The 26,767-nt window shown below is 42.6% G+C and carries 25 protein-coding genes and 1 riboswitch; of the genes, 14 read left to right on the top strand and 11 right to left on the bottom strand.

Annotated features, from left to right (window positions below):
- The first annotated feature begins 1 nt into the window (after nucleotide 1).
- Both IG80_RS0104810 and IG80_RS15590 read left to right on the top strand, forming a co-directional pair.
- Entirely contained in the window at nucleotides 2-832 is an 831-nt protein-coding gene (locus IG80_RS0104810) for a DUF2608 domain-containing protein (protein WP_032112786.1), read from the top strand.
- Between the two features lie 219 nt (nucleotides 833-1,051).
- Complete coding sequence (locus IG80_RS15590; RefSeq protein WP_052046044.1) at nucleotides 1,052-1,912, top strand: hypothetical protein; 861 nt, start codon at nucleotides 1,052-1,054, stop codon at nucleotides 1,910-1,912.
- Nucleotides 1,913-1,991: 79 nt separating this feature from the next.
- Here IG80_RS15590 and IG80_RS0104800 read toward each other — a convergent pair whose 3' ends face one another.
- Both IG80_RS0104800 and IG80_RS0104795 read right to left on the bottom strand, forming a co-directional pair.
- Complete coding sequence (locus tag IG80_RS0104800; RefSeq protein WP_032112785.1) at nucleotides 1,992-2,729, bottom strand: outer membrane protein; 738 nt, start codon at nucleotides 2,727-2,729, stop codon at nucleotides 1,992-1,994.
- 172 nt (nucleotides 2,730-2,901) lie between these two features.
- On the bottom strand, nucleotides 2,902-5,184 hold the full coding sequence (locus tag IG80_RS0104795; protein ID WP_052046042.1) for an Rne/Rng family ribonuclease: 2,283 nt from the start codon (nucleotides 5,182-5,184) through the stop codon (nucleotides 2,902-2,904).
- Between the two features lie 562 nt (nucleotides 5,185-5,746).
- Here IG80_RS0104795 and IG80_RS0104790 point away from each other — a divergent pair.
- The 3 genes from IG80_RS0104790 (at nucleotide 5,747) to IG80_RS14975 (ending at nucleotide 9,661) form a co-directional block, all read left to right on the top strand.
- Complete coding sequence (locus IG80_RS0104790) at nucleotides 5,747-7,990, top strand: penicillin-binding protein 1A (RefSeq protein ID WP_156962040.1); 2,244 nt, start codon at nucleotides 5,747-5,749, stop codon at nucleotides 7,988-7,990.
- A gap of 207 nt (nucleotides 7,991-8,197) precedes the next feature.
- Nucleotides 8,198-9,308, top strand: a protein-coding gene (prfB, locus tag IG80_RS0104785) for a peptide chain release factor 2 (RefSeq protein WP_156962039.1) whose coding sequence is annotated in 2 segments (ribosomal slippage) — nucleotides 8,198-8,266 and nucleotides 8,268-9,308 — 1,110 coding nt in all. Because the reading frame shifts where the segments join, the coding sequence is not laid out codon by codon here.
- A 161-nt stretch (nucleotides 9,309-9,469) separates the two neighbouring features.
- Nucleotides 9,470-9,661: a hypothetical protein gene (locus IG80_RS14975; RefSeq protein WP_156962038.1), complete on the top strand. Its 192-nt coding sequence runs from the start codon at nucleotides 9,470-9,472 to the stop codon at nucleotides 9,659-9,661.
- Between the two features lies 1 nt (nucleotide 9,662).
- Here IG80_RS14975 and IG80_RS13135 read toward each other — a convergent pair whose 3' ends face one another.
- Nucleotides 9,663-10,088, bottom strand: a complete 426-nt coding sequence (locus tag IG80_RS13135) for a flagellar assembly protein FliX (RefSeq protein WP_052046039.1) — start codon at nucleotides 10,086-10,088, stop codon at nucleotides 9,663-9,665.
- A gap of 177 nt (nucleotides 10,089-10,265) precedes the next feature.
- Here IG80_RS13135 and IG80_RS0104775 point away from each other — a divergent pair, with 177 nt between their 5' ends.
- From IG80_RS0104775 to IG80_RS0104755, 5 genes are all read left to right on the top strand, one after another.
- Complete coding sequence (locus tag IG80_RS0104775; RefSeq protein WP_032112783.1) at nucleotides 10,266-10,445, top strand: hypothetical protein; 180 nt, start codon at nucleotides 10,266-10,268, stop codon at nucleotides 10,443-10,445.
- 231 nt (nucleotides 10,446-10,676) lie between these two features.
- Complete coding sequence (locus tag IG80_RS0104770; RefSeq protein WP_156962037.1) at nucleotides 10,677-11,009, top strand: hypothetical protein; 333 nt, start codon at nucleotides 10,677-10,679, stop codon at nucleotides 11,007-11,009.
- A gap of 71 nt (nucleotides 11,010-11,080) precedes the next feature.
- Nucleotides 11,081-11,821 carry an MFS transporter gene (locus tag IG80_RS0104765; protein ID WP_156962036.1) on the top strand — a complete coding sequence of 247 codons (741 nt, stop codon included), beginning with the start codon at nucleotides 11,081-11,083 and terminating at the stop codon, nucleotides 11,819-11,821.
- 26 nt (nucleotides 11,822-11,847) lie between these two features.
- Nucleotides 11,848-12,219, top strand: a complete 372-nt coding sequence (locus tag IG80_RS0104760; protein ID WP_156962035.1) for a hypothetical protein — start codon at nucleotides 11,848-11,850, stop codon at nucleotides 12,217-12,219.
- Nucleotides 12,220-12,389: 170 nt separating this feature from the next.
- A complete protein-coding gene (locus IG80_RS0104755; RefSeq protein ID WP_052046037.1) occupies nucleotides 12,390-13,712 on the top strand; it encodes an amino acid permease in 1,323 nt (440 codons plus the stop codon).
- Nucleotides 13,713-13,866: 154 nt separating this feature from the next.
- Here the strand turns inward: IG80_RS0104755 and dapE are convergent, their stop codons facing one another.
- The 7 genes from dapE to rpmH form a co-directional block, all read right to left on the bottom strand.
- Complete coding sequence (gene dapE / locus IG80_RS0104750; protein WP_156962034.1) at nucleotides 13,867-15,021, bottom strand: succinyl-diaminopimelate desuccinylase; 1,155 nt, start codon at nucleotides 15,019-15,021, stop codon at nucleotides 13,867-13,869.
- 84 nt (nucleotides 15,022-15,105) lie between these two features.
- Nucleotides 15,106-15,945, bottom strand: coding sequence for a 2,3,4,5-tetrahydropyridine-2,6-dicarboxylate N-succinyltransferase (gene dapD / locus IG80_RS0104745; protein ID WP_032112779.1), 840 nt, complete (start codon nucleotides 15,943-15,945; stop codon nucleotides 15,106-15,108).
- 65 nt (nucleotides 15,946-16,010) lie between these two features.
- Complete coding sequence (gene yihA / locus IG80_RS0104740; RefSeq protein WP_032112778.1) at nucleotides 16,011-16,679, bottom strand: ribosome biogenesis GTP-binding protein YihA/YsxC; 669 nt, start codon at nucleotides 16,677-16,679, stop codon at nucleotides 16,011-16,013.
- A gap of 3 nt (nucleotides 16,680-16,682) precedes the next feature.
- On the bottom strand, nucleotides 16,683-18,380 hold the full coding sequence (yidC, locus tag IG80_RS0104735; RefSeq protein WP_032112777.1) for a membrane protein insertase YidC: 1,698 nt from the start codon (nucleotides 18,378-18,380) through the stop codon (nucleotides 16,683-16,685).
- A gap of 503 nt (nucleotides 18,381-18,883) precedes the next feature.
- The gene (gene yidD, locus IG80_RS0104730; protein WP_032112776.1) at nucleotides 18,884-19,138 is read right to left on the bottom strand and encodes a membrane protein insertion efficiency factor YidD; all 255 of its coding nucleotides are present in this window, start codon (nucleotides 19,136-19,138) and stop codon (nucleotides 18,884-18,886) included.
- Nucleotides 19,135-19,548, bottom strand: a complete 414-nt coding sequence (gene rnpA / locus IG80_RS0104725; protein ID WP_052046035.1) for a ribonuclease P protein component — start codon at nucleotides 19,546-19,548, stop codon at nucleotides 19,135-19,137. Before rnpA ends, yidD begins: the two co-directional genes overlap by 4 nt.
- Nucleotides 19,505-19,639, bottom strand: a complete 135-nt coding sequence (gene rpmH / locus IG80_RS13880; RefSeq protein WP_075553155.1) for a 50S ribosomal protein L34 — start codon at nucleotides 19,637-19,639, stop codon at nucleotides 19,505-19,507. The genes rnpA and rpmH overlap by 44 nt, the downstream gene beginning before the upstream one ends.
- 167 nt (nucleotides 19,640-19,806) lie before the next feature.
- Nucleotides 19,807-20,002: riboswitch (cobalamin riboswitch) on the top strand.
- On the opposite strand from rpmH, the gene IG80_RS0104720 reads away from it, so the two are divergent.
- Nucleotides 19,960-22,080 carry a TonB-dependent receptor plug domain-containing protein gene (locus IG80_RS0104720; protein WP_156962033.1) on the top strand — a complete coding sequence of 707 codons (2,121 nt, stop codon included), beginning with the start codon at nucleotides 19,960-19,962 and terminating at the stop codon, nucleotides 22,078-22,080. Its footprint overlaps the riboswitch before it by 43 nt.
- The gene (locus IG80_RS0104715) at nucleotides 22,055-22,636 is read left to right on the top strand and encodes an energy transducer TonB (RefSeq protein ID WP_032112774.1); all 582 of its coding nucleotides are present in this window, start codon (nucleotides 22,055-22,057) and stop codon (nucleotides 22,634-22,636) included. The genes IG80_RS0104720 and IG80_RS0104715 overlap by 26 nt, the downstream gene beginning before the upstream one ends.
- 122 nt (nucleotides 22,637-22,758) lie before the next feature.
- Here the strand turns inward: IG80_RS0104715 and IG80_RS0104710 are convergent, their stop codons facing one another.
- Nucleotides 22,759-24,720, bottom strand: coding sequence for a hypothetical protein (locus IG80_RS0104710; protein WP_032112773.1), 1,962 nt, complete (start codon nucleotides 24,718-24,720; stop codon nucleotides 22,759-22,761).
- Between the two features lie 348 nt (nucleotides 24,721-25,068).
- Here IG80_RS0104710 and IG80_RS0104705 point away from each other — a divergent pair, with 348 nt between their 5' ends.
- Both IG80_RS0104705 and IG80_RS0104700 read left to right on the top strand, forming a co-directional pair.
- Nucleotides 25,069-25,887, top strand: coding sequence for an MlaA family lipoprotein (locus IG80_RS0104705; protein ID WP_052046033.1), 819 nt, complete (start codon nucleotides 25,069-25,071; stop codon nucleotides 25,885-25,887).
- A gap of 118 nt (nucleotides 25,888-26,005) precedes the next feature.
- On the top strand, nucleotides 26,006-26,575 hold the full coding sequence (locus tag IG80_RS0104700) for an MlaC/ttg2D family ABC transporter substrate-binding protein (protein WP_052046031.1): 570 nt from the start codon (nucleotides 26,006-26,008) through the stop codon (nucleotides 26,573-26,575).
- The last annotated feature ends 192 nt before the right edge of the window (nucleotides 26,576-26,767 follow it).

Here is a 26,767-nt window from a genome sequence, read left to right as displayed (position 1 = left end):
GATGTCTGTGACAAACAGTTTAATAGGCGGTTGCCCCTCTTTTAAGCAAATTAAAACTTTTTCTGAAATTGAAAAGGCTGTGAGTCTTGATGCTTCAACCCTTGTCTTGTTGGATATTGATAACACAGTTTTATCATCAACTACTGATTATGGTACAGTTGAGTATTTGAGCTATTTAGTTGATCAAGCAATGGCGGATGGCCAAAAAAATGAAATTGAGGCGAAATTAGCTGTTCATGATCGATGGATTCAGGCCCAAAGCTTGGTTCAAACAAAACTGACGGATGAAAAAATTGGGGACTTTATAAAAATTGCACGGACACAACAGGTTTCTATTATTGGGCTGACAGCGCGTCTACCGCGCATGAGAGCAGTGACCTTGCCACAATTGGCGCGTCATGGATTGGCCTTTGATTCTCTCCCGGGTTTTAAATTTAGACGGAAGTATCAAGTCGCTGCTGCTATTCCGGAAAAGCTATGCTACCAAACGATTAACAAGCAAATATGTCCTATTAGGTGGGGGGAGGCAACGATAGAAACACCCGCATTATTTGCCTCCGGTATTGTTTTTTGTCATGATTTAAACGCTAAAGGAGTGGTCTTTAATGATTGGTTTAAAGTCTTTAGTTTATATCGCCAAAGTAAAGGCTTATCTACAATTAAAAAGATTATTTTTGTGGATGATGCCGTCTATAATTTTGATTCAATGTATCAAGCGTCATTAGAGCTTGGCTTAAGCTTTTACGGTTTTCATTTTCAATATCAGAATAATTTTGATGCGGCCCAAGCTGAAATACAAGAGAAAACCTTTACCCAAAAACGAATGTCCTAGGCTCTGTGTACCTAATTCATGCAAAGATGATTTTGAGACATTTTTAGCTGAAAATGATGCTGAGCGCGTCCCTGTAAAACTCATTATATAACACAGGAGGGGGCGATTAAGGTAACCTTTGCCTTATTTTTCTGCACTATTTTTGTATAATTAACTCTTTTTTGATAAATATAATTTAATATTATGGATAGTAGAATTCTTTTGATGGAGAAACTTTCCATGTACACAAATTTATATTTAGGAGTGGCCTTTACCCTCCTTCTAGGGACAACAAGCGCCTACTCGCAATATCAATGTCCTGCTCTGCCTACTCCACAAGAGGCTGCTACAGCATTAATAAACCCAGACCAATGGGTTGATGAGCGCGGTGTTCATTGGGATATTTATGAAAACCCAAGTGCCTTTTTTAAAGGTAACGGCTCTAATAAGTATACAGATATAAAAAGGGCAATACAGGATGCCTATTTTGGGGGAAATGGAGATATTATTCCGACTGACGGCTTCGGGGTCGAGGTAGGAGCTGTTTCTGCAGGTGCATTTCAACTTCGTTCGCTAAATGACATGTCAGTAAGAGTGACGGGGAATAATAGGAGGGCGAATCGTCCATTGGCTGGGTTACCAAGAGGGGAGGTTGGTAAAGAAGCTTGTGCTTATGAGCTTAAATTTCCTGCAGCGTTGACTCGAACAGACGAAAGACAGGGTGATATATGGGTACGGAATGGCGCTGGTCCGGATGAGTTTGTTTTAAAGGTATATTTGACTGCAGAGGAAGTACAACAGCCACAACCTCCGGTTCCAGCACCTCAGCCACAACCTCCGGTTCCAGCACCTCAGCCACAACCTCCGGTTCCAGCTCCTCAGCCACAACCTCCGGTGCAGGCTCCACCACCTGTACAACAACCTCCGGTTCCAGCACCTCAGCCACAACCTCCGGTTCCAGCGCTTCAGCCACAACCCCCAGTTCCAGCGCCTCAGCCACAACCCCCGGTTCAAGTGCCACAGCCGCCACTTAATGGGGTCTACTCATATCATGGCCAGGATTGGCTATTTCAAGACGGTATACCTATTACACCTCTATAACAAAAGGGCCTCATTGCTGAAGCCCTTTGAGTTAAGATCTAAGAAAAAGACTACTTTTAAAAGTAGTCTTTCTTTATTTCTAGAAGTGGTATGCAATCCCTAAACGCAAGGTGTGATCATGGGATTTGTATTTAGCAAAGGAATTCCCAGTGGCATTGTTAAGGACATGACCTACCGGGAAAGCAGTGCTGCCCACAGATTGACCTGGCACGTATTGGTAAGCGGCGCGCCATGTAAGATGCTTGGTGGACCCAATATAGCCTTCTAAACCAGCTTCAGCAAGCAAACGGAAAGAGCGCTTAGATTGAGAAAAATCTACTGCTGGCCTGCCGGCATAACCGATAGCTAGATTAGCGGGAATAAGTTGTGATGTTGTTTTATAATCCCATTTGTCGGATTTTCCACCAATACCAACATAAAGTAGTGTATTTTCTGAAATGGTGCTACCGAATTTAGCTAGAACACCATAAGAAAGCCCATTCTTCTTAATACGCGCACTTATATTTTGATTGCTAAAGAGTTGATTGTTACCACCAAAATTACCATCAATGAACAGCTCTCCGCCAAGATATAAGCAGTTGGAAAATAGATAGCTGTATCCACCAACAAGACTGACTAATCCATTATTGCGATAGGCATTACCCGAACTTTCTACGGAATAAGCAGCTGCTGTATTATTATCATAACTATAATCAACTTTTGACATTGTGGCGCCAAGGTTGCCACCGACATAAAAGCCTGTGAAATTACGGGCATTTGACTCTGTGCTTGCCGCAAATGAAGCAGCAACGAGAGTCGATAAGATAATTTTTTTCATTTTAAATTCTCCTAATAGTAGACATTTATAATGTATAGAATAAAGGGACTAGATAATTTAATTAATTGACTAAATAGGAAAATTTTTTTCAAATTGTATTCAAAAGAATACACTTTTTAAACTTTCTTAAGATATTTAGCAAAAAAAGAACCACATAAAGTGGCTCTTTTTTTTATGATTCAAGCAAACGTTTCCACCAACCCCGCTTTTTTTTCTTTTCCGGCGCGGTGTCTCCGTGGGCTGGCTCCGTACGAGGGCTAGCAGAAGGGGTAAAGGCAGCAGCCACATCAGATTTGACTGATTCAGCGGTTGGCCGTGGGCCTTCCCGTGATTCGTTTTCGCCCGTTGCAGCCTTGGTAGTGCGACGGTTGTGACCGCGACGGTGACGGCGGCGGCGATTATGATCACGCTTTTCGGGATGATCTTGTTGAGTTAACGTGTCAACACTCTCGCTTGACTGTTTAGTCATCCCTTCCTCTGAGCTGGAAACTTCCCTGTGCTCAATTGTAGGTGACTCTATTGATTCCTTTGTCTCATCCCTTGGCGTCTTTTTGTGTTGCCCACGTCGCCGATTATTGAATAAACCATGACGTTGGCGTTTCCGATCTTTAGAGTGAGGAGGTGGTGTTTGTACCGTATCGTTGTCCTCATTCTCATCCTCAATTTCCATCGGCTCAAGCGCTTGTTGTGTATCGATCTCACTTGGATGCGATTGTTGAGAGCTTAATGGTCTATCCATAGAAGATTGAAGCTGGATCACGGATTCTACGATTTCTGGTTTGTGTAAGCGTTGCTTCAATCTGTCAATACGGAAATCAGGGGCAACCATGCTTTCGTCCCGTTGGATTTGGACCGAGAATTGATAGCGTTGTTCCATGGCAATTAACATGCTGCGTTTTTGGTTCAGCAAATATAAATCTACACCAGCTGGAACGGTGACGATAATTTCAGCACTGTGTCCGGCTATTCCTTCCGATTCAATCGCACGCAACACATGGAGTGCCATCGATTCAATGGAGCGCACCACACCTGCGCCTTTACAATGGGGGCACGGTTTCATGTTGGCTTCGATAATGCTGGGGCGCAGACGTTGGCGTGATAGTTCCAACAGCCCAAACTGGCTAATACGGCCAATTTGAATGCGGGCACGATCCCCCCTTGTTGCGTCCTTGAGGCGCTTTTCTACGGCTTGAATATACTTGGTGTCATTCATATCGATAAAATCAATAACCACAAGACCACTTAAATCGCGTAGACGCATTTGGCGGGCGATTTCGTCTGCTGCTTCAAGGTTTGTCTTTACCGCTGTCTCATCTATGTGACGTTCACGGGTAGATTTACCAGAGTTAACATCAATCGCGACGAGCGCTTCGGTTGGGTTAATTACAATTGACCCTCCCGAGGGCAAAGCTGCCACCGGATTCATAATGGCATCAATTTGGGCCTCCACATTGTAACGGCGGAACAAAGGCACATGATCCTTATATAATTTCACCTTTTTGGCATGACTTGGGATTAAAGTCTTCATAAAGGCTTTAGCCTCTTTATAACCTTCTTCACCTTCAACCAAAATTTCGTCCATCTCTTTACCATAATTATCACGAATGGTCCGTTTGATAACGTCTCCTTCCGCATAGATCAACTTTGGGGCAATGGATTTTAGTGTAGTCTCACGAATTTCGCTCCACAGCCGAAGCAGATATTCAAAGTCACGGCGAATTTCAAGCTTGTTACGGTCTTGCCCTGCGGTGCGCACAATCAAGCTTGTCCCATCTGGAATCGGGAGGTCATTTAAAACTTCGCGCAAGCGTTTGCGATCTGTAAGGTCAGTGATTTTACGCGAAATCCCGCCACTGCGGTGGCCAGCATTAGGCATTAAGACACAATATCTGCCAGGTAAACTTAGATAAGTTGTCAGTGCCGCACCTTTGTTACCGCGCTCTTCTTTAACAACCTGAATCAGCATGATTTGGCGACGTTTGATCACCTCTTGGATTTTATAATGGTAAACCTTTGGACGGCGAATAAAAGCCTCTTCATCGTCCTGAAGATCAAGACTATCATCCACGACTAATTCAGCATCAGGGGCCACTTCCTTAATTTCAGGGAAGACGGTTTCTAATGCTTCGGTTTTTTTTGGGGCATCCCCATCCTGGCGCGATGGCTCAGGCCCTTGGGCGCGCACTTCTGGGTGTGGGCGATCACTTACCGGAATACGGTAATAATCAAGGTGAATTTCAGAAAAAGGCAAAAAACCGTGACGATTGTTTCCAAATTCAACAAAAGCTGCCTGAAGAGAAGGCTCAATTCGAATAACTTTTGCTAAATAAATGTTGCCTTTAAATTGTTTTTTGGTAGATGTCTCGGCCTCAAAATCGTCGAGTCGATTTCCATCCATAATTGCCACACGCTGCTCCTCAGAGTGGGTGGCATCAATAAGCATTTTCTTTGCCATAAGGCTGTAATCTCCATTCGATGCTGTCCTTTGCGAGAAAGTAGTGGTAAAGCCCTTATCATGAGGGCTGTCGAAGTCTCAAACAGGGAGACAGCAGAAAAGTTGTTAACTGAATAGTTGTTAAATTGCGCTAAAAAGCGACGGACAAATTGAGGGAGTAAAAGATTCTGTATACCTAACTTCCGAAATTCTACTTTGGATTTTTTTTCCTGCAACTCATTGCAAATTTGTTGAAATATAATAATTAATTCGGCAAAATTTGAAAAGTTTTTTGAATAAAAATATCTCCAAACTCTTTTCACGTTAGTTAGGTATACAGAACCTGGCGCATATTGGGCTGCAACAAAAATTTTAACAAATGAATTATACATTTTACAGTCGCAGTCAACCCCTCAAAATTATTACTCAACTTAAATGTAGCCTTATCTCTAGGTTACGCCAAGGAAAAAAACATCTAAATTTCAAAAAATATTATCTTTAATACGAAATCTTTGAATTTTTGCAAAAATTAGTCATAATACGGCAGGAAGTAGGATGAATCTACTTCACGAAGGAAACTTAAGTGCTGAAACGAGTTCTAAGAATTTTGACAGTGACAGCCTTTTTGGCCACTATCGCCATGGCCGGAATGGGCATTGTCTTTTTTCTTTATGGCCGAGGCTTGTCAGAATACGATCATTTGAAGACGTATGAAGCGCCAGTATTAAGTCGTCTCTATGCGACTGATGGGCAATTAGTGTCAGAATATGCTATTGAAAAGCGTCTTTTTGTCCCTTTCCATTTAATTCCAGAACAAGTGAAATTAGCCTTTATTGCCGCTGAAGATAAGAATTTTTTCTATCATTTTGGGGTGGATGTGGTGAGCACTTTGCGCGCGCTGCTTATCAATACCTTAAGTAATGGGTGGCAGCATCGCCCCGGAGGGGCCTCTACGATCACTCAACAGGTGGCTAAAAATTTTCTGGTTGGCAATGAGCGCTCGATGACGCGCAAGATTAAAGAGGCGATTATGGCGTTTCGTCTGGAAGAAGCGCTGCCCAAAGAGCGGATTTTTGAGCTTTATCTAAATCAAATTTATTTAGGAGCTGGGGCTTACGGCGTGGCTGCAGCGGCCTTAATTTATTTTGATAAGGAATTAGACGATTTAAGTCTAGATGAGGTAGCTTTTCTAGCAGCATTACCTAAAGCACCCACGGCGTTGATTAACAAACAAGAATTGCAGCGAACAGTTCATCGGCGTAATTGGGTAATTGACCGCATGGCGCATCTCGGCATTGTAAAACCTCGCCAGGCAGAATTGGCCAAGACAAAAGAACTTCAATTTCGCACTCACCGCGAATATCCAGTACAGGCTGCCTATTTTTCTAGTGAAGTTCGACGCGAATTGCACCATAAATTTGCAGTAAAGACGATTAATGCTGGCGGATTTACGGTTAAGACAACTCTTGACCCAAAATTACAGCAACTGGCAGATAATGCGCTGCAGCAGGGCCTAATTGACTATGATCGTCGTTATGGTTGGCGGGGACCTCATACCAAATTAACTCCGACAGATTTAAAAAATTGGCAAGAAAAATTAAAAGCATTGCCACACGTTCCCGGCATGAAACACTGGCAGTTTGCTGTTGTCCTCGCAGGTAATGACCAAGAGATTGAGCTTGGGCTTCCCTCAGGCAAAAAAGGCGTACTGACGTCAGAATCGCTTGCCTGGGCTCACACTTTAGCAAAGTCCATTCAGCAACCAAATCCGTTGCAGGTGGGTGATGTGGTTCTGGTGGATAAAACGGAAGCGGGAAATTATATCCTGCAGCAAATCCCTGAGGTCAGTGGCGCCATTGTGGTGATGGATCCTCATACGGGCCGCGTGCTGGCGATGAGTGGGGGTTATGATTTTGAAATGAATCAATTCAATTGTGCCACACAAGCGAAAAGACAACCGGGTTCTGCCTTCAAGCCATTTGTTTATTTAGCCGGCTTAGAGCGTGGCTTGACGCCTGAGACAAAAATTCTCGATAGACCAATTCACATTAACCTTGGGGGGGATCGGGGCTTTTATTCGCCGCGAAATTACACGCGTAAGTATTATGGATCGTGTGCTTTGCGTGTTGGTTTAGAGCAATCACGCAATGTGATGACAATCCGGTTAGCTCAACGCATTGGCATGACCAAGATTATCAAAATTGCAAAAGATTTTGGTATTCAAGAACAAATGCCGCGTCAGCTTGCCATGGTTTTAGGCGCAGGCGAGACAACCGTGCTGCAACTCACCGCTGCTTATGGGATGCTCGCCAACGGCGGGTATAAAATTACACCGCGCTTGATAGATTCAGTGCAAGATCGTTATGGCAATACGCTTCTCGATAACACTCAAAAAAACAAAGGAGAGTTAGTTGTGAATCCTGAAAACATTCAACAATTGACCTCCATGTTGTTAGGGGTAGTGGCTCGAGGAACGGCTAAAAAATTGCAAAGCTTGGGCTTTCCTGTGGCGGGGAAAACGGGAACCACCAATGATTATAAAGACACTTGGTTTGTGGGATATACAGATGATTTGGTGATTGGCGTATTTGTCGGGTTTCTTGCGCCCAAAAGCCTGGGAGACAAGGAAACAGGCTCCAAAGTCACGGTGCCTATTTTTGAAAATTTTGCTAAAAATGCCTATGCTGATTTGCCTAAGCCTGAATTTAAAGCTGTGCTTGGGAAGGAGAATGGGACCCCCTTTGTGAGAGGTTCCGCTGATTCGCCATTAAAATCAGACAAGCTAGGTGAATCTATACCAACCGTTGTTCAAAAAACCGGGGTTTAAGACATGGGCTAAAAAGCGGGGGTTTGGATTGCGATAGGCATAATATCTATTTGTTGGCAAATTAACAGAGTGAATAACTAGGTTTTCTGCCTCAAGTTTGCCGACTTTTCAAGTGTTTTGGATATATTCCATCAAGATTTGGCTTTATTTTCGGTTAAAAATGTCTCAATATGTCCCCCATGCAGAAAAGGGGAGGGAGCTTAGCCAATGCGCACCGAAATTGAACATGTTGTTAAACAAATCGATCAAGCTTTAAACCTCATCCGGAGGCATCTTTGACTGGGATAAGGCTCTCCATAAACTTGAAGACTACAACCGGTTGGCTGAATCACCCACTCTTTGGGATGATCAGCAAAATGCCCAGAAAATTCTAAAAGAACGCGAAAGTTTAAATACGTCAATTTCCCGCATTCGAAAATACGACCAGCGCCTTCAAGAAGCAGTTGATATGATTGAGCTGGCTGAGGCAGAAAATGCCCCCGAATTTTCTGAAGAAGGGGAAGCCTTGCTGATTGCTTTAGAAAAAGAATGTGCCCGTTTGCAGCTGGAAACATTGCTGTCAGGCGAAGCGGATGCGAACAATGCCTTTATTGAAATTAACGCTGGTGCGGGGGGGACAGAGGCGCAAGATTGGGCTGAAATCTTGGCCCGGATGTATAGTCGCTGGGCCGAGGCTAAGAAATATAAGCTTGAGATTATCGATGAAAACCCAGGCGAAGAAGCTGGTATTAAATCCATCACTTTTAAGGTAGTAGGACACCAGGCCTATGGCTGGCTTAAGACAGAAAGTGGTGTGCATCGCTTGGTTCGCATTTCTCCCTTTGACTCCAACGCGAGGCGTCACACAAGCTTTGCCTCCGTTTGGATTTATCCAGAAATTGATGAGTCCATTGATGTGGTTGTAGAAGAAAAGGACTTGCGTATTGATACCTATCGGGCTTCTGGTGCCGGTGGCCAGCACGTGAACAAAACAGAAAGCGCTATTCGCATCACCCACCTTCCCACCGGAATTGTAGTACAATGCCAAAATGACCGCTCGCAACATCGAAATAAAGCCCAAGCTTATGCCATGCTAAAAGCGCGATTGTATGAATTGGAGTTGCGTAAAAAGGAAGAAGCGGCTCAGGCATCCTCTGCTTCCAAAACTGATATTGGCTGGGGTCATCAAATCCGCTCCTATGTCTTGCAACCCTACCAAATGGTCAAGGATACCCGTACGGGAGTTGAAAAAGGTAATGCTCAAGGTGTTCTTGATGGGGATTTGGATGATTTCCTTGAAGCCTCATTGGCGCAGCGTGTCGGTGGGGGTGGCGAATAGTGTATTGATTTTGAGAGTTTCTTATGGCTGTGCCTCTGAAATTTTCCCCTCTCTCAATTCTCGACCCAAATATGGCATTATTATTTTAAATATCTTAGGAAACTTTTAAAAGTTTCTTGAGACAATCTAACAATAAGATAAATCAGCCAAGGTATTAGACAATGTTGGGACAACTGATAGGTGTTTTGGTATCGATAGCCAGTGCGTCTGACTGCGCGCCAAGTGGATCCTCACCAACAACGGTAGGTAGCGAAAGTTGCCGAGTGCAAAAGGATGCTCTAGAGAAACAGCTCCGTCCTTCTTCTGACTCTGGAGAGTCACCTAAATCGGCAACCCAGGCACCGAAAAAATAACTTACAATCCAAGCTTGGCAAGCTCAACCGCGACACGTGTTTCAATTTCGCTCAAGATTTCTTTAAGCTGGGGATCATCCGTTGCCAATTTTTTGCTCAAAATAAGTTGATTTAAATCCAACAGGTCTTGTTGGGAAATAGTATTGCTTAAAATGGCAGTTTTTAAATGGTCTAGTTTATCCAAAAGCTCATGGGCGTAGGTAGTGTCTTCAAACCGAGGTTGCGCGCGTGAAAGGTCAAGAAGTGCTGAATCGAGGGCGGTGACGGCAAAGGTTTGTAACACCCCATTTTCCTGAATTGGGGCGGTGCCAGTAACAGTTGCGCTCCTTTTAAAGCGTGCTTTTTCCGTAGGTGTTGCAGCTCTCGTGACGTTGATGCGTCCTAAAGAGGAAGGGGAGCCATTAATTGGTTTAGTGCTAAAATCCATGCTTTTTCTTTAAAAACCAGTTTGTTCACTATTTAGTTTCTCACTCTTTGGACTGCAAAACAATGAGATTCGCACAAAAAAAGAAGTCAAACTTAATTTATCATAAAAGTTATGGCTATCGCTTTAGTAAAATTTTAGTTAACCTTGAGGTGGTTCTAACTAAGAAAGGGAAATGATATGCGGTTACGTCTGCTAATATTATTAGTTTTATCCTATTTTGCCGCTCCAATAAGCTGGGCGGCTGAGGGAGTTGAATTGACTGAAATAGCATTAGAAAATCAATTACACGCACTGGACCTCTCCAGTGAAGCAGACAACTCATGGACTTTGGTAGTGCCTCCAGAGTTTTTGAGTTAGGACGAGGGGATGCCAGATTTTATGGGAGCGCCATTTACTGTAAACAGTCAAAAAAATAACGGGCAAGGTGAAATAGTACCGGAAGAATGGGATTCTTATCGTTGTTGTGTAAACTCGCTCTGAGAGGGGAGGATGAAGGAGCGTAACAAATATTAAGTAGTGATGATTTCTTTGCGATAAACTTTGGAGGGATATTTGATGGTTTTAAGATGGAATACAAAGGAAAATAAGATGCAGTTATTTTTCGCTTTATTTTTAACTTGTTTTTTAAGCCAAGTCAGTTTAGCCACTGATATAGAAGGATTAGATTTTGGATCACCATCCTCATTTCCAAAGAAAGAGGTGGTAAATGAAGAAAGTGATATTGAAGTGGATTCATCGGAAAAGGAGGTGCCAATGTTGACAGAGGCTAGCTTAGATAGGCCGACGACGACTATGGATCAAAGCTTTTTACAGATGTTTTCGACTTATGTGGAGAATGTGGAGAATAGGTTGGATGCTTGGTTAAAGGAATTAAATCCATTCGACGATTTTGATGAACTTTTTAAAGACTTACGTCTATGATTTAAATCTACATTCAGAGTGTTATCTGGCTCTGAGAATGACTTAGAGCCATTTTATTGAGAGTTATTTTAGTGCAGAAAAGTTTGCTTTATTTATTGGGAATGGTTTTTGGAGTTGGGATTGCGTCCAATGATATTTATCTATCAGCTTTACCCCATTTAAGTGCTTTGCATAGCATTACGCCGTGGCTGATTAATTGTACTTTGGTTGGCTATTTTATTGCCACGGCAATTGCAAGTCTGCTTTATGCACCGTTGCTGAGCTATATTGATCGCAAGCAGCTATTTAATTTATGTGTGCTTCTCTTTTCAGGGGCGAGTATTCTCATTTCCTTAAGTGGAGAAGTTGCCTATATTATACTGGGTCGGATCTTGCAAGGCATTGCATTTGGGATAATTCAACCAACTCTTCTGGCGACAGTGCGGGAGCAATTTCCAACAAACACAAGTGGGGCGTTGGCAGCAATGTCCTTTGCCACAGAAGTGTTTTGTACCTTTATTCCTACTCTTGGTGCCCTTAGTTTTACTTATGTCAGTTGGAATAGTCCGTTTCTAATTATTGGGCTGATTGCAGCTGTCCTCCTTAGTAAAGCACAACCGATTTTAACCACAACGGTAGGGGGGGTAAAGTCGAGGATTAATTTGATCAGTTTGAAAAAACTAGCTCAAAAGCAGAACTTTGTTCGCTATAATGCTATTAGTTTCTTGATGATTGGTCTTGGATGGGGGATGATAACAATGTCAGCCTATCTTTTTGATTCTCCTCTAAGTCACGGTTTTTTTATAGTGGGTACGGTGCATTTTATGCGTTAGGGTGTTTATTGTGTGAGCGAAATATTGTGACAACACCTAGAATTTTGCAAGCCTTTCCTTATATCATCATTAGCGTTGGTATGATGCTCAGCCTTGGTTTCTTTACCACTAATGTAAGTCTTGTTATTATGGCAATTCTCGGGTTTGGTCTTACTTCTGGCCTTGTCTATGGGCCTATTATTAGTCAGGCACTCTCCACCATTGAGCCCCATGATGTTGATCTGGCTAGCTCTCTTGTCATCTTTTGTCGATTGATGGGATCCTGCAGCTTTATAGCGATGGCATCGTGGTTATATTTTACGGAAGTTGCCTATTTTGCGTTCTTCATTGGAGCAGTTTGCTGTCTCATTTCATTGTTATTGGCAATGCGTAAGCCAGTCACGGTTCAATTGACCTAAGACGTTATCATTCTCAACGATCATAAAATTACGATCACTCAGATAAAAATGAACCTCAATCTTTAGAGATGTTTAATTCTTGCTCTTTTATCATAGCTTACAGGGGCTGAGGATGATTGCCAAAAGTGAGCCTATGAACCAATGAAATATCTACCGTGAAGGGGGAGTATATGTCGCAAAAATCCACTGCTGCAAATGTAAAGGTGTTCGGTTTTTGGACAGCCACGAGTCTGGTTCTTGGCAACATGATTGGGTCAGGTGTTTTCTTTTTGCCTGCTTCATTGGCTCAATATGGTTCAATTAGTATTCTTGGTTGGCTCGTTACTGCGATAGGAGCAACAAGTTTAGCATATGTTTTTGCTGTGATGTCGCGTCGACATCCCGATGCAGGCGGACCTTATACTCATACTCGCCGCGTTTTTGGCGATTTTTTGGGATTCTTGATGGCCTGGGGCTATTGGATTACTTCGTGGTCGAGTAATGCGGCTATTTCTTTGGCATTTGCCAGCTATTTATCCCATTTTAGTCCTCCTTTAGCAGCCTCTAAGGGCTTGACTTTTTTAACAGCAAGCAGCCTCATTTGGTTGACCACCCTACTCAATTGTTCAGGTTTACGCAATGTTGGTTTTGTCCAAAACCTAACCGTCATCATCAAGTTATCACCTTTAATCTTAGTTGGAGTAGTTGGCCCCTTTTATATTGATTTTCATAATTTTTGGCCTCTTAAAGTAAGTGGTGATCTCAGCTCATTTCAGTCAATCACTATGGCCTCATCCTTAACACTTTGGGCCTTTATGGGGTTAGAAGCAGCTACGGTTCCTGCCAAAAATGTGGCTAATCCGAAGCATACAATTGCCAGAGCCACTCTCTTTGGGACGAGCCTTGGAGCGGTGATTTATGTAGTGATCACTGTTGTCCTATTTGGGTTGATTTCAACGCCAGAGTTATCTCACTCCTCTGCTCCTTTCGTAGAAGCAGCAATAAGGCTCTTTGGACCAACCATTGCCCCGATCATTGGCTTTTGCGTCTTAGTATCCATTTTTGGAGGGTTGAATGGTTGGATTATGTTTCAGGGGCAAATTCCCCTTGCCATGGCAAACGATGGTTTTTTTCCCAAAATCTTCGCTTGGACATCTTCTAAAGGAATTCCGGTATTTGGTCTGATTTTCTCCAGCATCCTTACCACTCTTTTGTTAAGTTTTGATTTGGATTCTAATCTTGTAGAGCAATTCAATACCATCATTCTCGTCGGCTGTGTCATGGCATTATTTACCTATTTGTTTACGGCGCTCGCCGCGCTTAAAACTGATTTAGAACAGAAAAAACTGCAAGGAGGTCTGATTTTCGCCACAATTATTGGGAGTGCCTACTCGCTATGGGCAATTTTAGGTTCTGGCAGCCAAAATCTGATGATTTGTGCTATTGGTTATTTGTGTGGCTTGCCGGTCTATTGGTACTGTCAAGGGCAACGGCGTGTCATTCCTGTAGGATAGTTTTATCCCTTAAAATGGCCTCAGCTCTACCTAAGAGATTCTTCCTTATCATGGACCAAGCCTTAGTATAAAGGTTGTTGGGAAGGTCCAGGCCGCCCAGTTTCTCTCAGTCTAAGAAGATATAAAATCAATAAATACAGGATGTCGGCTGTTTTTATGTTGAGCTGGCATTAAAATAATTTTCTAAGATCTTTTGATAGACAGCAACGAGCGTTTCAAGTTCTGAAACCGCAATATGTTCATCAATATGATGCGCCGTGGCATTAACGAGACCAAACTCAATGACGGGGCAAAAATCTTTGATAAATCGGGCGTCTGAAGTACCACCGGTTGTGCTAAGGAGAGGTTCCACGCCACAGACATCTTTTACAGCAGAATTGACGACATGGATCAACTCTGGATTTTTTGATATAAATGCCTCAGAACTCGGACACTTAAGTATGTCTATTTTGAGGGGATATCGGGCTGCTATTTCTTCTAATTTCTGGACTAGACCTAATTCAGATTGCAAAGTATTGAAGCGAATATTGGCGCGAGCCGTGGCTTTTGCCGGGATAATATTGCTTGTCGTGTTGCCCACATCGAGGGAGGTAATTTCTAGGTTAGATGGACTAAATTCAGTGGTTCCCTGGTCGAGTGGCGTCTTGGTAATCTCTCGCAAGTAGTCAATCAAGATGGGGATGGGATTTTGTGCGAGTTGTGGATAGGCAACGTGTCCGGCAATGCCGTGGACAACAATTTCAAAGCTAAGACTTCCCCGCCGACCGATTTTTACCATCTCGCCAACTTTGAGGGGGTTCGTTGGCTCACCCACGAGACAGACGTCAATGAGTTCTTGATTTTCTTTGAGCCACTCAAGCACTTTACGGGTTCCATTAATCGCTGGTCCTTCCTCGTCAGTAGTAAGGAGCAAACTAATGGAACCCGTAAAGGGGGTTTGGATAAATGGAATTGCTGCAGCTAAAAAGGCCGCAACAGCTCCTTTCATGTCGACAGCACCTCGGCCATAAAGGACACCATCATGAATTGTTGCTGCAAAAGGGGGATAGGTCCACTGGCTGGCATCAATGTCAGAAACCACGTCAACATGTCCAGCAAAACAGAAATTTAGACCAGAAGTCCCAAAACGGGCGTAAAGATTATCAACCTCTCCAAAGGGTAGGCGACGGCAGGTAAAACCCTTTTCTTTAAGAAGAGTTTCAATAAAGTCAAGGCAACCAGATTCAAGCGGGGTAATACTAGGAAACTGAATCAATTGTTGGGTAAGGTGGATAACATCCATTTTTAATCTCCCGCACCATTGCCACATTTATATGTTTTTTGAAGGTTACCATATCAGTCCGCGCTCTTAACCTAGCTGCCCCCACGGGTTATTGCGTTTAATAATCACTTATTAAGTCCGCAACAGCTCATTAATTCCCGTTTTAGACCGAGTTTTGGCATCAACTTGTTTGACGATGACAGCACAGGCAAGGGAGGGGCTTGTCGGTGTCGCACCAGGCAATGTGCCAGGAACTACAACCGAGTAGGGAGGAACACGCCCATAAGTAATTTTACCAGTTTGCCGGTCAACAATTTTGGTGGAAGCGCCAATAAATACACCCATGGAGATGACAGCGCCTTCTTCAACAATCACTCCCTCAGCGATTTCAGAGCGTGCCCCGATAAAGCAATTATCTTCAATAATAACAGGATTGGCTTGCAGCGGTTCAAGGACTCCCCCGATACCGACTCCGCCGGAAATATGGCAGTTTTTACCAATTTGAGCACAAGATCCAATGGTGGCCCAGGTATCAACCATCGTGCCTTCGCCAATATAGGCCCCCACATTAATAAACGAAGGCATGAGAACGACGTTTGGAGAAATAAAGGCTGAGTGACGAATAATGGCACCCGGAACAACTCTAAAAGCGAGATTGCGGAATTCATCCTGGTTCCAACCTTGGGTCTTAAGCGGAATTTTATCAAACCATGCCGATTTAATATTATCATCGGTGGAGGGGCCGTTGGTGAATAACTTGTTATTGCTCAGCTTAAAGGAAAGCAGAATTGCTTTTTTGATCCAATCATGACAAACCCAACCACTACTGGTTTTTGTAGCGACCCGCAGGAGGCCTTGGTCCAAATTTGTTAAAGTAGTGATAACTGCTTGCAGGCAATCTTGGTCATTTACCGTTAGGCTGTCCCGATTATCCCAAGCCGTTTCTATCATTTTTTGTAGATTCTCTGTCATGTTGCCTCTTTTTTAAATCTATAATTATTCCCCAAACGGGTTTCTTTCATATTTATTCAAGAAACTTAGTTTTTAGCAACAAACTGGGAGATTTCAGCCCGAAGTTCCGCAATCCCAATGTTTTTTTCAGCGCTGGTTGCCATGACTTTTGGATGGGCAGCTGGATGTTTGCCAAGCAGTGTTTCCAGTTGGGTAATCAGTGCCGCCAGTTCTGTCTTGCCCACTTTATCTACCTTAGTTAAAACAATCTGATAAGAAACAGCTGTTTTATCAAACAACTGCATCACATCCTTATCACTTTCTTTCATACCCACGCGGGAATCAACCAAGACATAAGCCCGTTCTAAAGTTGGTCTGCCGCGAAAGTACGCTTCTAAAAGGTCTTGCCATTCACTTTGCATTTTTTTTGAGACTTTAGCATAGCCATAGCCAGGCATATCAACAAGAAGCAAGCGATTAGCAAGGCTGAAAAAGTTCAATTGCTGCGTGCGACCCGGAGTATTAGAGGTCCTGGCCAAAGTATTACGATTAGTCAATGCATTGATAAGACTTGATTTCCCGACATTAGATCGGCCAGCAAAGGCAATTTCAGGTAGACCAATTTCTCCAAGATCATTGAGTTTCTGGACCCCACGTGTAAACGTACATTCTTGGGCAAACAGCCATCGGCCCCATTCGAGGGCCGCGTGACTATAGGTTCCTTGTTGATCTGTTGCTACATCTGTGGGGCGCATGTTTTACGCATCCTTTTTTGTGTCAAGGCGCATAATCGCCCATTGTTGGATGATCGACAAAATATTACTCCAAGCCCAGTAGATGACCAAACCAGCAGGGAAACTTGACAATAAGAAGGTCAAGAAAACTGGCATAATCATAAAGGCTTTTGCCTGCGCCGGATCAGTTGGTTGGGGGTTCAACTTTTGTTGCAAGAACATGGTCAAGCCCATCAAAATTGGCCAGGCACCGATCATCAAGAAACTTGGTGGCATGAATGGTAACAAGCCAAATAAATTAAAGACGGAGGTTGGATCTGGGGCAGATAAGTCATGAATCCAGCCAAAAAACGGGGCGTGGCGCATTTCTAAGGTAACAAACAAAACTTTGTACAAACAGAAAAAGACAGGCGCTTGAATGAGAATAGGTAGGCAACCAGACAAAGGATTGATTTTTTCTCGTTTATAGATTTCCATCAATTCTTGATTCATGCGCATTTTATCGTCGCCATAACGCTTTTTCAGCTGTTCGATTTTTGGTTGCATCTGTTTCATGCGGGCCATTGAACGATAAGACTTGTTCGCTAGCGGGAAGAAAGCGATCTTGAACAAAACCGTCATCACTAGAATAGCGATACCAAAGTTACCAAAAATCTTATGGAGGTAATCTAATAAATAAAAGACTGGTTTGGTGAGGAAGTAGAACCAGCCAAAGTCAATCGCTAAGTCAAACTTGCTCACACCAATTTTTTCTTCATACTCATCAAGGATTTTCAGATTTTTAGCGCCAGCAAAAAGGTGCTGCGTGACACTTTGAGTTTCGCCCTTTGCCACCTCGACAGTAGGATAAACAGTTTCTGTTTGGTAATAATCAACACCATCCAATGTGTGCGCTTTAAACCTAGTGTCAACAGAGGTATTTTGCGTGGGAATGAGGGAGACAAGCCAATATTTGTCGGTAATACCCAGCCAGCCACCGGTTGTGCTTTGTTGTTGTTGTCCCTTATCCAGCAACTTTTTATAGTCTAGTTCAACAAGTTTGCCATTGATGACACCAATTGGGCCTTCATGCAAAATGAAATAGCCACCTGTTTGAGGTGTGCCGCCACGGGTGATTTGACCGTATGCATTCAGACTTAAGGGGTTTTTGGAGCTGTTCACCACTTCATCCGTGACGGTAAACATGTATTGATCATCAATACTGATAGTCCGCTTAAACGTAACGCCTTGGCCATTATTCCATGTTAAAACCACAGGTTGCTTTGGCGTTAACTCTGTGTGATTCGTTTGCCAAACTGTTGTTTTTGTTGGCAAATTAAGATCAGGTTGTTTGCTGAGCCAACCAAAGTCGACATAATAAGGATTTTGTGTTGTTTTAGGGGATAATAATTGGATTTCAAGGCTTTGTGAGTCTGTTGTCTCATGGTATTCCGCCAGCGTTACGTCATCTAGGTGCGCCCCAGTAAGATTGATTGACCCATGAACCATCGGCGCATTAATTTTAATGCGTTTGGATTCAGTCAATGCTTGGGCGCGATCGACAACAGTTATCTTTTCCGCTTCTTGTGCTGGCGCTTGAGGCTCGGTTACTTGTTCTGTTTGTGCGGTTATTTTAGCCTGCATTTGTTGTTGCTGCCTTGGCGCATCATAGAAAAAATTGAAGCCAAGTAAGACAGCGATCGCCAAAACGGAAGCGAGAATTAAATTACGCTGATCATTCATTTTAGAAGATGTCCTTTAACGTATTCTATTATACACCCAAAAATTTGAAGCAGCGGATTTCTAACTTCATATTTAAGGTTGCTTTGCTGCTATCAGAACAAGTTTATTTTAGTCATTTTTGCTTGCCGATTTTTCCGAATTTCTCGAACTAAATTTGGCTTCATTTTCAGCTAAAAATGTCTCAAAATATTACTCGTTCCGATAAGCCCAAACCAACCTAGGGCTCAATTTATATAAAAACCTCTTGAAGAGAACCAATGATGAGCGTCGTTTTTTGCATCCAAGTCGCCGCCTATTTGCTGGTTATAATTTCCGCATCTCCAAATGGTTTCGGTACGGGATCCTGTGAACAATAATTGACACAAGTCCATTGTGAGTGTTTTTGCCTGCAAACTCCCCCCCAGTTTCTGGAAGTAGATAAACTACTTTATCGAACTTTGAATTCATTTTCGGCTAAAAACATTTCCTAATCATTCTCCTTAAACCTTGCTTGTAGAACCTTATTAGCCAGTAGGTTCTGTTGCGCTGAGAGTGTCAGGCACTGGATCATAGCCCCAGTCGCCACCCAAGCGGCGAAAGGGCTGACATTTCATAAGTCGCTTCACAATAAACCAACTTCCCTGTTTAAGTCCATGATGTTGTAAGGCATGAACAGCATATCGGGAGCAGGTGGGCTCAAATCGACAACGAGGTACAAGGTAAGGAGAGATAGTCCAACGGTAAAATTTAATCCCTGCGATAAAAATCTTAGTGATCATTCTGCATCCTGTAAATTTGCGAGTGATTTTTTAAAATCATGTTGAATTTTTGTGAAAGAAGCAGTTACAGCCGCTGGCTTTGCTATCAACACCAAATCGTAAGGGGGAAGAGTCCCTGTCTCTTTAGCCCACAGATGAATGACTTCCCGCATTCGACGTTTGGCTTTGTTGCGTTTAACGGCATTTCCCACGCGTTTACTCGCGGTGAATCCCACACGACATACATGAAGAGATGGAGTGTCATGGACAAGACGCTGAACCACTAAAGTGGCACTAGAAACATAGGTTCCCTCTTGTGCAACTTTAACAAATTCACGCCTTTTTTTAGACGGGGAAGCGATGACATCGCTTGCAGATATATATATACTAAGCAGAAAGACGCTTGCGGCCTCTGGATCGACGAGCTGCAATCACTTTACGACCACCAACAGTTGCCATACGAGCACGAAAACCATGACGACGTTTACGAACGAGGTTGCTTGGTTGGAATGTTCTTTTCATGATTATATTCCTTTAATTTTACAAAGAACCTAAAAATAGGTAAAATTCAATATTGCTTCAAGTAATATCGGGTTTTGTTATAAAATTCAAGCTTGAAATAATAAAACCATAAAGTTTTACCGGGAAATTTGATCAACATCAGAATTGACATCTCATCCTTTATCATTTATAGCCAAAGTTATCATGGTATCTTTATCGAGATTAAAAGGGAATGTGGTGACGTTTATAACGAGCTAAATCCACAACTGCCCCCGCAACTGTAAACACAGAGCAGCCTGCAAAAAACCACTAGAATTTTCTGGGAAGGAGCAGGGACTGCAATGACGTGTGAGTCAGGAGACCTGCCATGGTATCACCATATTTTTGATAGCGGCGGGCTATTAATATCGGAATTTCCGTGGGATTTTTCCCCAGTGGTGGCGTTTAAAAACCACTGGAGGATAAGAGTGTTCTTTTTTCTATTTAATTTAGTGATATACACAAAACACTTAAAAAAGTCGGTTTCTGGCTTCGCACCTTGGGGCTCATTTTTATTTTGGCAGTCCTTAAAGAGAGCCAACGATGAGCGTCACGCCAAAATAAAAGCCGCTTCAAATCTACTCGCCATAATCTCAACTTCTTCAGGCGTTTTGGGTATTGTAACCTCAGCGGCTGCAGCTGAGCCAAAATCACCTCAAACAATTGTGATTGTAGCTGACAAGATTGCCCCAGCTCCGTTGTTAACACCTAGCTTCGGCCGAGTGACGGCTGATCAAATCACCAGTTTACAATATCAACGATTAACCGACGTCTTGAGTCAAGAGCCAGGCGTGAACATTGTCCAATCTGGTCCTGTGGGCCAACAAAGCTCAGTTTTTATTCGAGGGACTAATTCTAATCATGTTTTGGTGCGCATTGATGGAATGCGCGTCAATGCCCCTGACTCGCCGACAGGGGGTTTTGATTTTGCTGATTTAACCACCGATGGATTGAGATCTGTTGAGATAATGAGAGGCGCTGCAAGCAGTCTTTACGGGGCGGATGCGCTGGGCGGGGTCATTAATATTGCGTCGCAAAAGGGAGAGCAAGGGCTAAAATCTAGTGCTCTAACAGAGCTAGGTTCAACCCTTTCAGGACGAGTGAAGGGTGTCCTATCAGGCGAAACTCAAAAGCTAAATTTTGCGCTGAGTGCTGGCATTTTTCATGATGATGGTATGAGTGTTACCCCTGACTATTTGAAGCTTCCAGGCGGACAATATCCAAATCTGCCCTATACATTACGTAACATTGTTTTTCGGGGGGGCGGACAAATTAATGAGAAAACGGAAGTGACGCTGTTTTCAAGGATGAATGATGCTTCTATTTCCTTTCAAGAACGGTTAGGGCCATTGTCACAACATCGGCGTCAGATCCTTAATCGGGTGCAACTAGATCATGCTATTACTCCTCAGTGGACGCATGAACTGGGCGTAGGGATTCTCACTACTTCCTATGCGAGTGGTGAGGGTCGTGCCCAGTATCAATCAAGTCGGGGGGAGCGTCTAGCTGTTAACTGGCAACAAAATCTTAAAATTAATCCTCGGTATTTGGTGCAAACAGTGTTTGAAGGATCCCGAGAAAAATTTGATGCTCAGTATGGGGTGGTTTTATCTCAGGCCCAGCAGCAAGAATGGGGGCTCGCCTTGTTACAACGATGGACACCGTTTGATTCTTTATTGTTGGAGCTTGCTGTGCGCCAGGATTGGCGGCATCTATTCCATAGCCCCCTTTGTTATCGACTTGCTGCAAGGTGGACGGTGCCGATACTCAAAACACAAATATTTGCAAGTTACGGGACAGCATTTAAGGCACCGACTCTGGTTGAACTGTATGGTAAAACAGCTCATTTTAACGGCAATCCCCACCTGCAACCAGAGCGGGCTCAAAGCTATGAAGTGGGGGTAAAACAGCCAATTGTGGATACTGTTACGGCAACGATGATCTATTTTCAGAATGATTTAAATCAGTTGATTGACTATGATTTTTCTGCGCGCAAAAACTTAAATATTGCTAAAGCGACCACCAAAGGGGTGGAATCGATGATAGCTATTTTACCCACAAAGGCGACGAAACTTGAGTTGGCCTATACATTAACCTGGACACGAAATAATCTCACGGGCGAAACTTTAAAGCGTCGCCCAAAACAAAAAATCTTTATTCGGGGTAGCTATCAGCTTGAATCAACTCAATTCTTTTTGGAATGGTTGTTTGTTGGCAAACGTTTGGATGTGAACCCACAAACCTTTCAAAGACAAGAAAATAGACCATATCATACGTTGACGCTGAAAGTGGATTATAAAATGGCTCAAAATTGGTTGCTTTATGGCCGCATAGAAAACGTGTTAAATAAGAGAATTGAAGAACCTCTGGGCTATTGCCAGGCAAGGATGACAGGATATGTGGGACTTAAAACAACATTCTAAAATAGTTATTCTCTCTCCTCTCAATCGCATATGGCCATTTGGTATTTTAGCTGCCTTACTGCATGGTGTTGCGCTGGCAGGGTGGATGTTACCAAAACAGGGAAGCGATTTAGCACAAATAGAGCCTGGTTATCCAGTGACGATTGTTCACTTTGAAGAAATACCCCCACCAGAGCCTGTATCGGCGCCCCCAAGACAGGAAAAAAAGAAAGATGCGATAAGTGTTGCTAAGGAAAAAATTGTTGTTGAGGGGGAGAGTGAGTCAACTAAAGCAGCCTCATTATTATCGGCACAACCTCCTTTACAGCCTCAAGCAGGCAACCCCCATCCGCCTTATCCTGAGGATGCGCGTGAACAGGGCCTAGAAGGAAGGGTGGTTGCTGTAGTGACTGTGGCAATGACGGGCGTTGTTGAGGCTGTCGAGATAATCGCCCCCCGAGCCCATGAGTTCCTGGAAAAAAGTGTTCTTAAGGTGGTCAAACAATGGCGATTTCAACCGCTAGATTCTCCGACTGTCAGACAAAAAACTTTTCATTTTGACTTTTGTTTGCAGTGACTATTGTAATTTTTGTGGCTAAAACTAATCCGACTCTTTGGGCTCTCATGTTATGGCTCCAATCTTAAGTACATTCCTTCAGTAGACCTCTTTCGAAAGAGGTCTACTGGGCTGATAGTACCTCACAACCCAGAAAGATCTGGGCGTTCCTCCAGTTGTGCATTAATAAAATCACGATAAATTTTCATAAGTTCCCTGCCGAGAGTCGGTGTTGCAGGTTTATAGGCCGCTATTCTGCCGATAACATTTCCTTGGGAATCATAACGCACTAATTTACGGAAATCCCCTCCTTTTTTAGGAGGAAGTTCAGAGATACCAATCTTACTCATTGCATTAAGAGCTTTTAGATAGAGGATTGTAAATGGTTTTTCTGCTGGATTGCGAAGGGCTATTAACGCCGCCAAGTGTTTACCATTTTTAATACTTAGTGTACTCCCTTGCGCTTTTTGGAGAGTTTCTGATTTCGTTGGCGCCCTTAAAGAGGGAGCGCGCCCTATAATTTTTAGGTTCGGTTGTTTTGGTTGGGCTATAAAAGATGTTGAATCGCCTGGGATTGAAAGGGAATGACTCTTTTTTGAGATGGACTCTTCTAGGGGCTGAAATGGGTGTTCAGCTTCTGATGTTTCTATAGTGAGTTTAGCCTTTAAGATTTGTATATTATCAGAGGTCTCTTCTTTGGATGGAGGGGACAATGGTGAAACTGATAAAGCTTTAAACTCCTCTATGGGAAGAAAAGCAGAGGCAATTCCTGATGTTTCCGAGGTAGACCCAGCGCCTAAGGCTCGCTTGTTATCAACAGTAGGCCCTTCTTCACTCTCCCCTGGCAACAATGATATCATACTTTTTTGTTGAGAACGTTTCTGTTGGTGGATGGTTTTTTTCTTTTTCTTCTTCTTTTTGGGCTGCATTCGTTCTGAGGATATTATTTCTGAATTACTTTGAGGTGAGGTATATTCAGACTCACCTCTTAAAGCAGCATTAAGGAAGTCTCTTGATCTATTAATTTTCTCAAGCTTGTCTCTTTGGGCTTCCTTAATGTATGATTCTACACGACTGCGATGTAATTTATAGAGCAAATTATAATATTTCTTTGCTTCTTCTTTCTCATTGGGCAGCAAGGACTTTACTTCGATCTCACCACGTAAAACACCACCTGTATTGACCTGTCCATTCAGCGTCGCTATCAATTGCAGCAAAGGCGTAGATTTCTCAGCCTTTTCAATTCCTCTTTGATATAAAAACCCATCCATTAAGAAAATACTAGGATCCTCCAGAGTCAATTCTTGTTTGACATACTGTTGAACTTTTTCAGCAAAATCCCATTCCTTTGCTTCAGGCTGTAACCCTGCTTTAATTAAAATATCTATAGGGCGTACGTAATCAATAATATAATAAAGCTGAGATAATGCAGCTAAACGCGAATCTTGAGTATAATAGGTGTCGATTTCCTCTTTTTTCAAGCTAATATGAGAATAAGCTGTTCCTCCTTTTGAGGGCATATACGCTTCAAGTGTTGGCTTTAAATTGAGAAGATGAGACACAAGGAGAGAATCCAAAAGGCACATTAATACTGCTTGGTCTTGGCTGTTTACATATTGGTCGCACAACCCAATTAGCTGCCCAAATCCTTGCACAGCATTTCGGGATCGAATAATTTGTTTTTGAAATTCATCTTGAATAATCCGTTCAGTCGCTTTCTTTTGCGTTGCCTGGCCTTTTAATCGGTCTCGCATGGTGGATGAAGTTGGTTTGTTCTTCTCAATAAAGCGAGACCAAAAAGGATCTATGATCTCCATTCTTTCTTTATTATAAGTTTTTGGATCAGAAAATTTATCCATAAAGATTTCAAAAGCCTCTCCAAAATCCTGCTCACGTGCCTGCATTGTTTGCAAGATTTTTTTAACCTTTATAGCGGCTTCTTGAGGCGTGTATTTAGGTTGTTTATTTCCTAGCATGTTGACTCTATCATCTTGAGGCAAAAAATCGACCTCAGCCGCTGTAACAGTAGAAATCTTTAAGCCAGATTCTAGTGAAAAAGACAAGATGGAAGAGGCTATAGACAAAAACAGCAGATTCTTAAGCATAATTACATCCCGAAAAAATTTCTTTATTATGTATTTAGATAACAACTATTTTGAATATTTCAATTATTTAGTTTGCAGATAAAAAGGAGGGACCTTCCGCTACCGCTATTGTAATCCATCCACTTCAAGCTTACAAAAAGATGTGATAAACATATTTAAAGGCATAGAGAGAAACATACCCTTATAATGCTTTACATATCGCCTTACTTCTTAGTTTTTTAACGGCGAGGTGCTCAATGGTAAATTTTTATTAAAATAATTTCTTCCTTTACTAAGCTTCCTATTGCAAACCATAAAAGCCAGCTTTACAACTGATTATAAGAATCAGTTATAATACGAGCGTCGGTCATGAAAATCTTATTTTTAATAGTGTTCCTTTCTGGGTTGAGTTTCTTGGCGGTTGAAGCAGCCGTACCTCAAGCGAACGAATCTACTGCTCAAACGACTCCTGCTGAAGAAGAGGATTTTGGAGAGGATGAAGAGCTCAATGATCCTTTAGAACCATTAAATCGCACAATCTATTTTTTTAACTCTATTCTGGATGCGTTTATCACTAAACCTCTAGCAATTGCCTATCGTCTAGGGTTGCCTGAAGAAATACGCAATGGCATTGGGAACGCTTTCACCAACATTGGAGCGCCCATCACCTTTGTGAATCACTTATTACAAGGGCAACCATCCCGGGCGGGAACGACGCTAGCGCGATTTGGCATTAACACGACCCTTGGAATTGGGGGGTTGTTTGACCCCGCAAGAGATATGGGCTTTCACACTCTTGAGACGAACTTTAATGAAACCATGGGAGTTTGGGGCGTCAATACAGGGCCGTATTTAATGTTGCCAATTATTGGGCCGTCCAGCTTTAGAGGATCTTTTGGTCTTGGTGCGGACTATTTCACTCAGCCATTGAACTATGCTTTCCGCCCAGAAAATCATAATCTTTGGATTGGATTGACGATGACAGGTGTGGAAATTGTCCATCAACGTAATCTCGTTTTAGAGGCTATTGATGACTTGGAGGCAACCTCACTTGATATGTATGCAAGCCTCAGAAGTATCTACTTCCAGAAACAAACTTATCGTTTAACCAAACTAAAAAAGGTGGACGAAGCAAAAACTAACGATGAAATTCTTGATTCTCCTACGGAGAGAGAGATTTTTGGCTAGTGTTCTTTAAGTATTTATATTAAAAAGTAAAAGTCCGCTATTTTTAAAATGGCGGACTTTAATTCTTCTTAAACTTATTTTTTCTATTCTAAAATTATAACGTTAACGAGTTTAAATAATGAAAATACTTCATAAACTAATTAAAGCCCCTTTTCTCGTTGTGTGCGCGTTTTTCGCATTGAGTGTGCCTGCGTCGGCAGTAAAGGGCAATGCTGAGCAATTTATTAATGATTTTGGGCATCGGGCTATTCGATCGCTAACGACTGAGGCACCTGTTGATAGTACTTTTTTAAAGCTGTTGGATGAGGGATTTGACTTAGATTATATTAGCCGCTTTGTTATAGGCCGTTATTGGAAGCAATTTAGCCCTGCCCAACAAGCAGAGTTTAAAGAGATATTCCGCCAACGCTTAAAAGATACCTACGCCAGGCGATTTAAGGAATATAAGGGTGTTGTTTTGACGATAAAATCAAGTCATTTAAAAGAGAAGAATGAAATTGTTGAAACAATTATTCAAAAGCCAGGCGGCCCAGCCACCCCTGTTGATTGGGAAGTGACAAACGGGAATAAAATACGCGACGTCATTGTGGAAGGAGTTAGTATGAGCCAGACAATGCGGAGCGACTATTATGCCGCTTATCAAAATGTTGGCGCAACACCAGAGTCCTTCTTGAAATCTTTGAAATAAGTCCTTTTATAGAGAAGAGATATTTCTCTTCTCTATACTCTTTCTCTGTCAATCTATCTTAAAAATTTGCATCTTGTCCTCAAAGTGGCTATAGTAGGGACTTGTATAAGTCCTCTTAACCCTTGATATTTATAGGTGACATCTCCCCATAAAAAGATGTGACTTTTTAAATTTATTGATTTTTTTAGGTTG

The organism is Candidatus Paracaedibacter symbiosus, assembly GCF_000757605.1.
GTDB classification, from domain to species: domain Bacteria; phylum Pseudomonadota; class Alphaproteobacteria; order Paracaedibacterales; family Paracaedibacteraceae; genus Paracaedibacter_A; species Paracaedibacter_A symbiosus.
The sequence above is the reverse complement of the archived record's forward strand: the minus strand, read 5'-3'. Positions and strand labels throughout refer to the sequence as shown.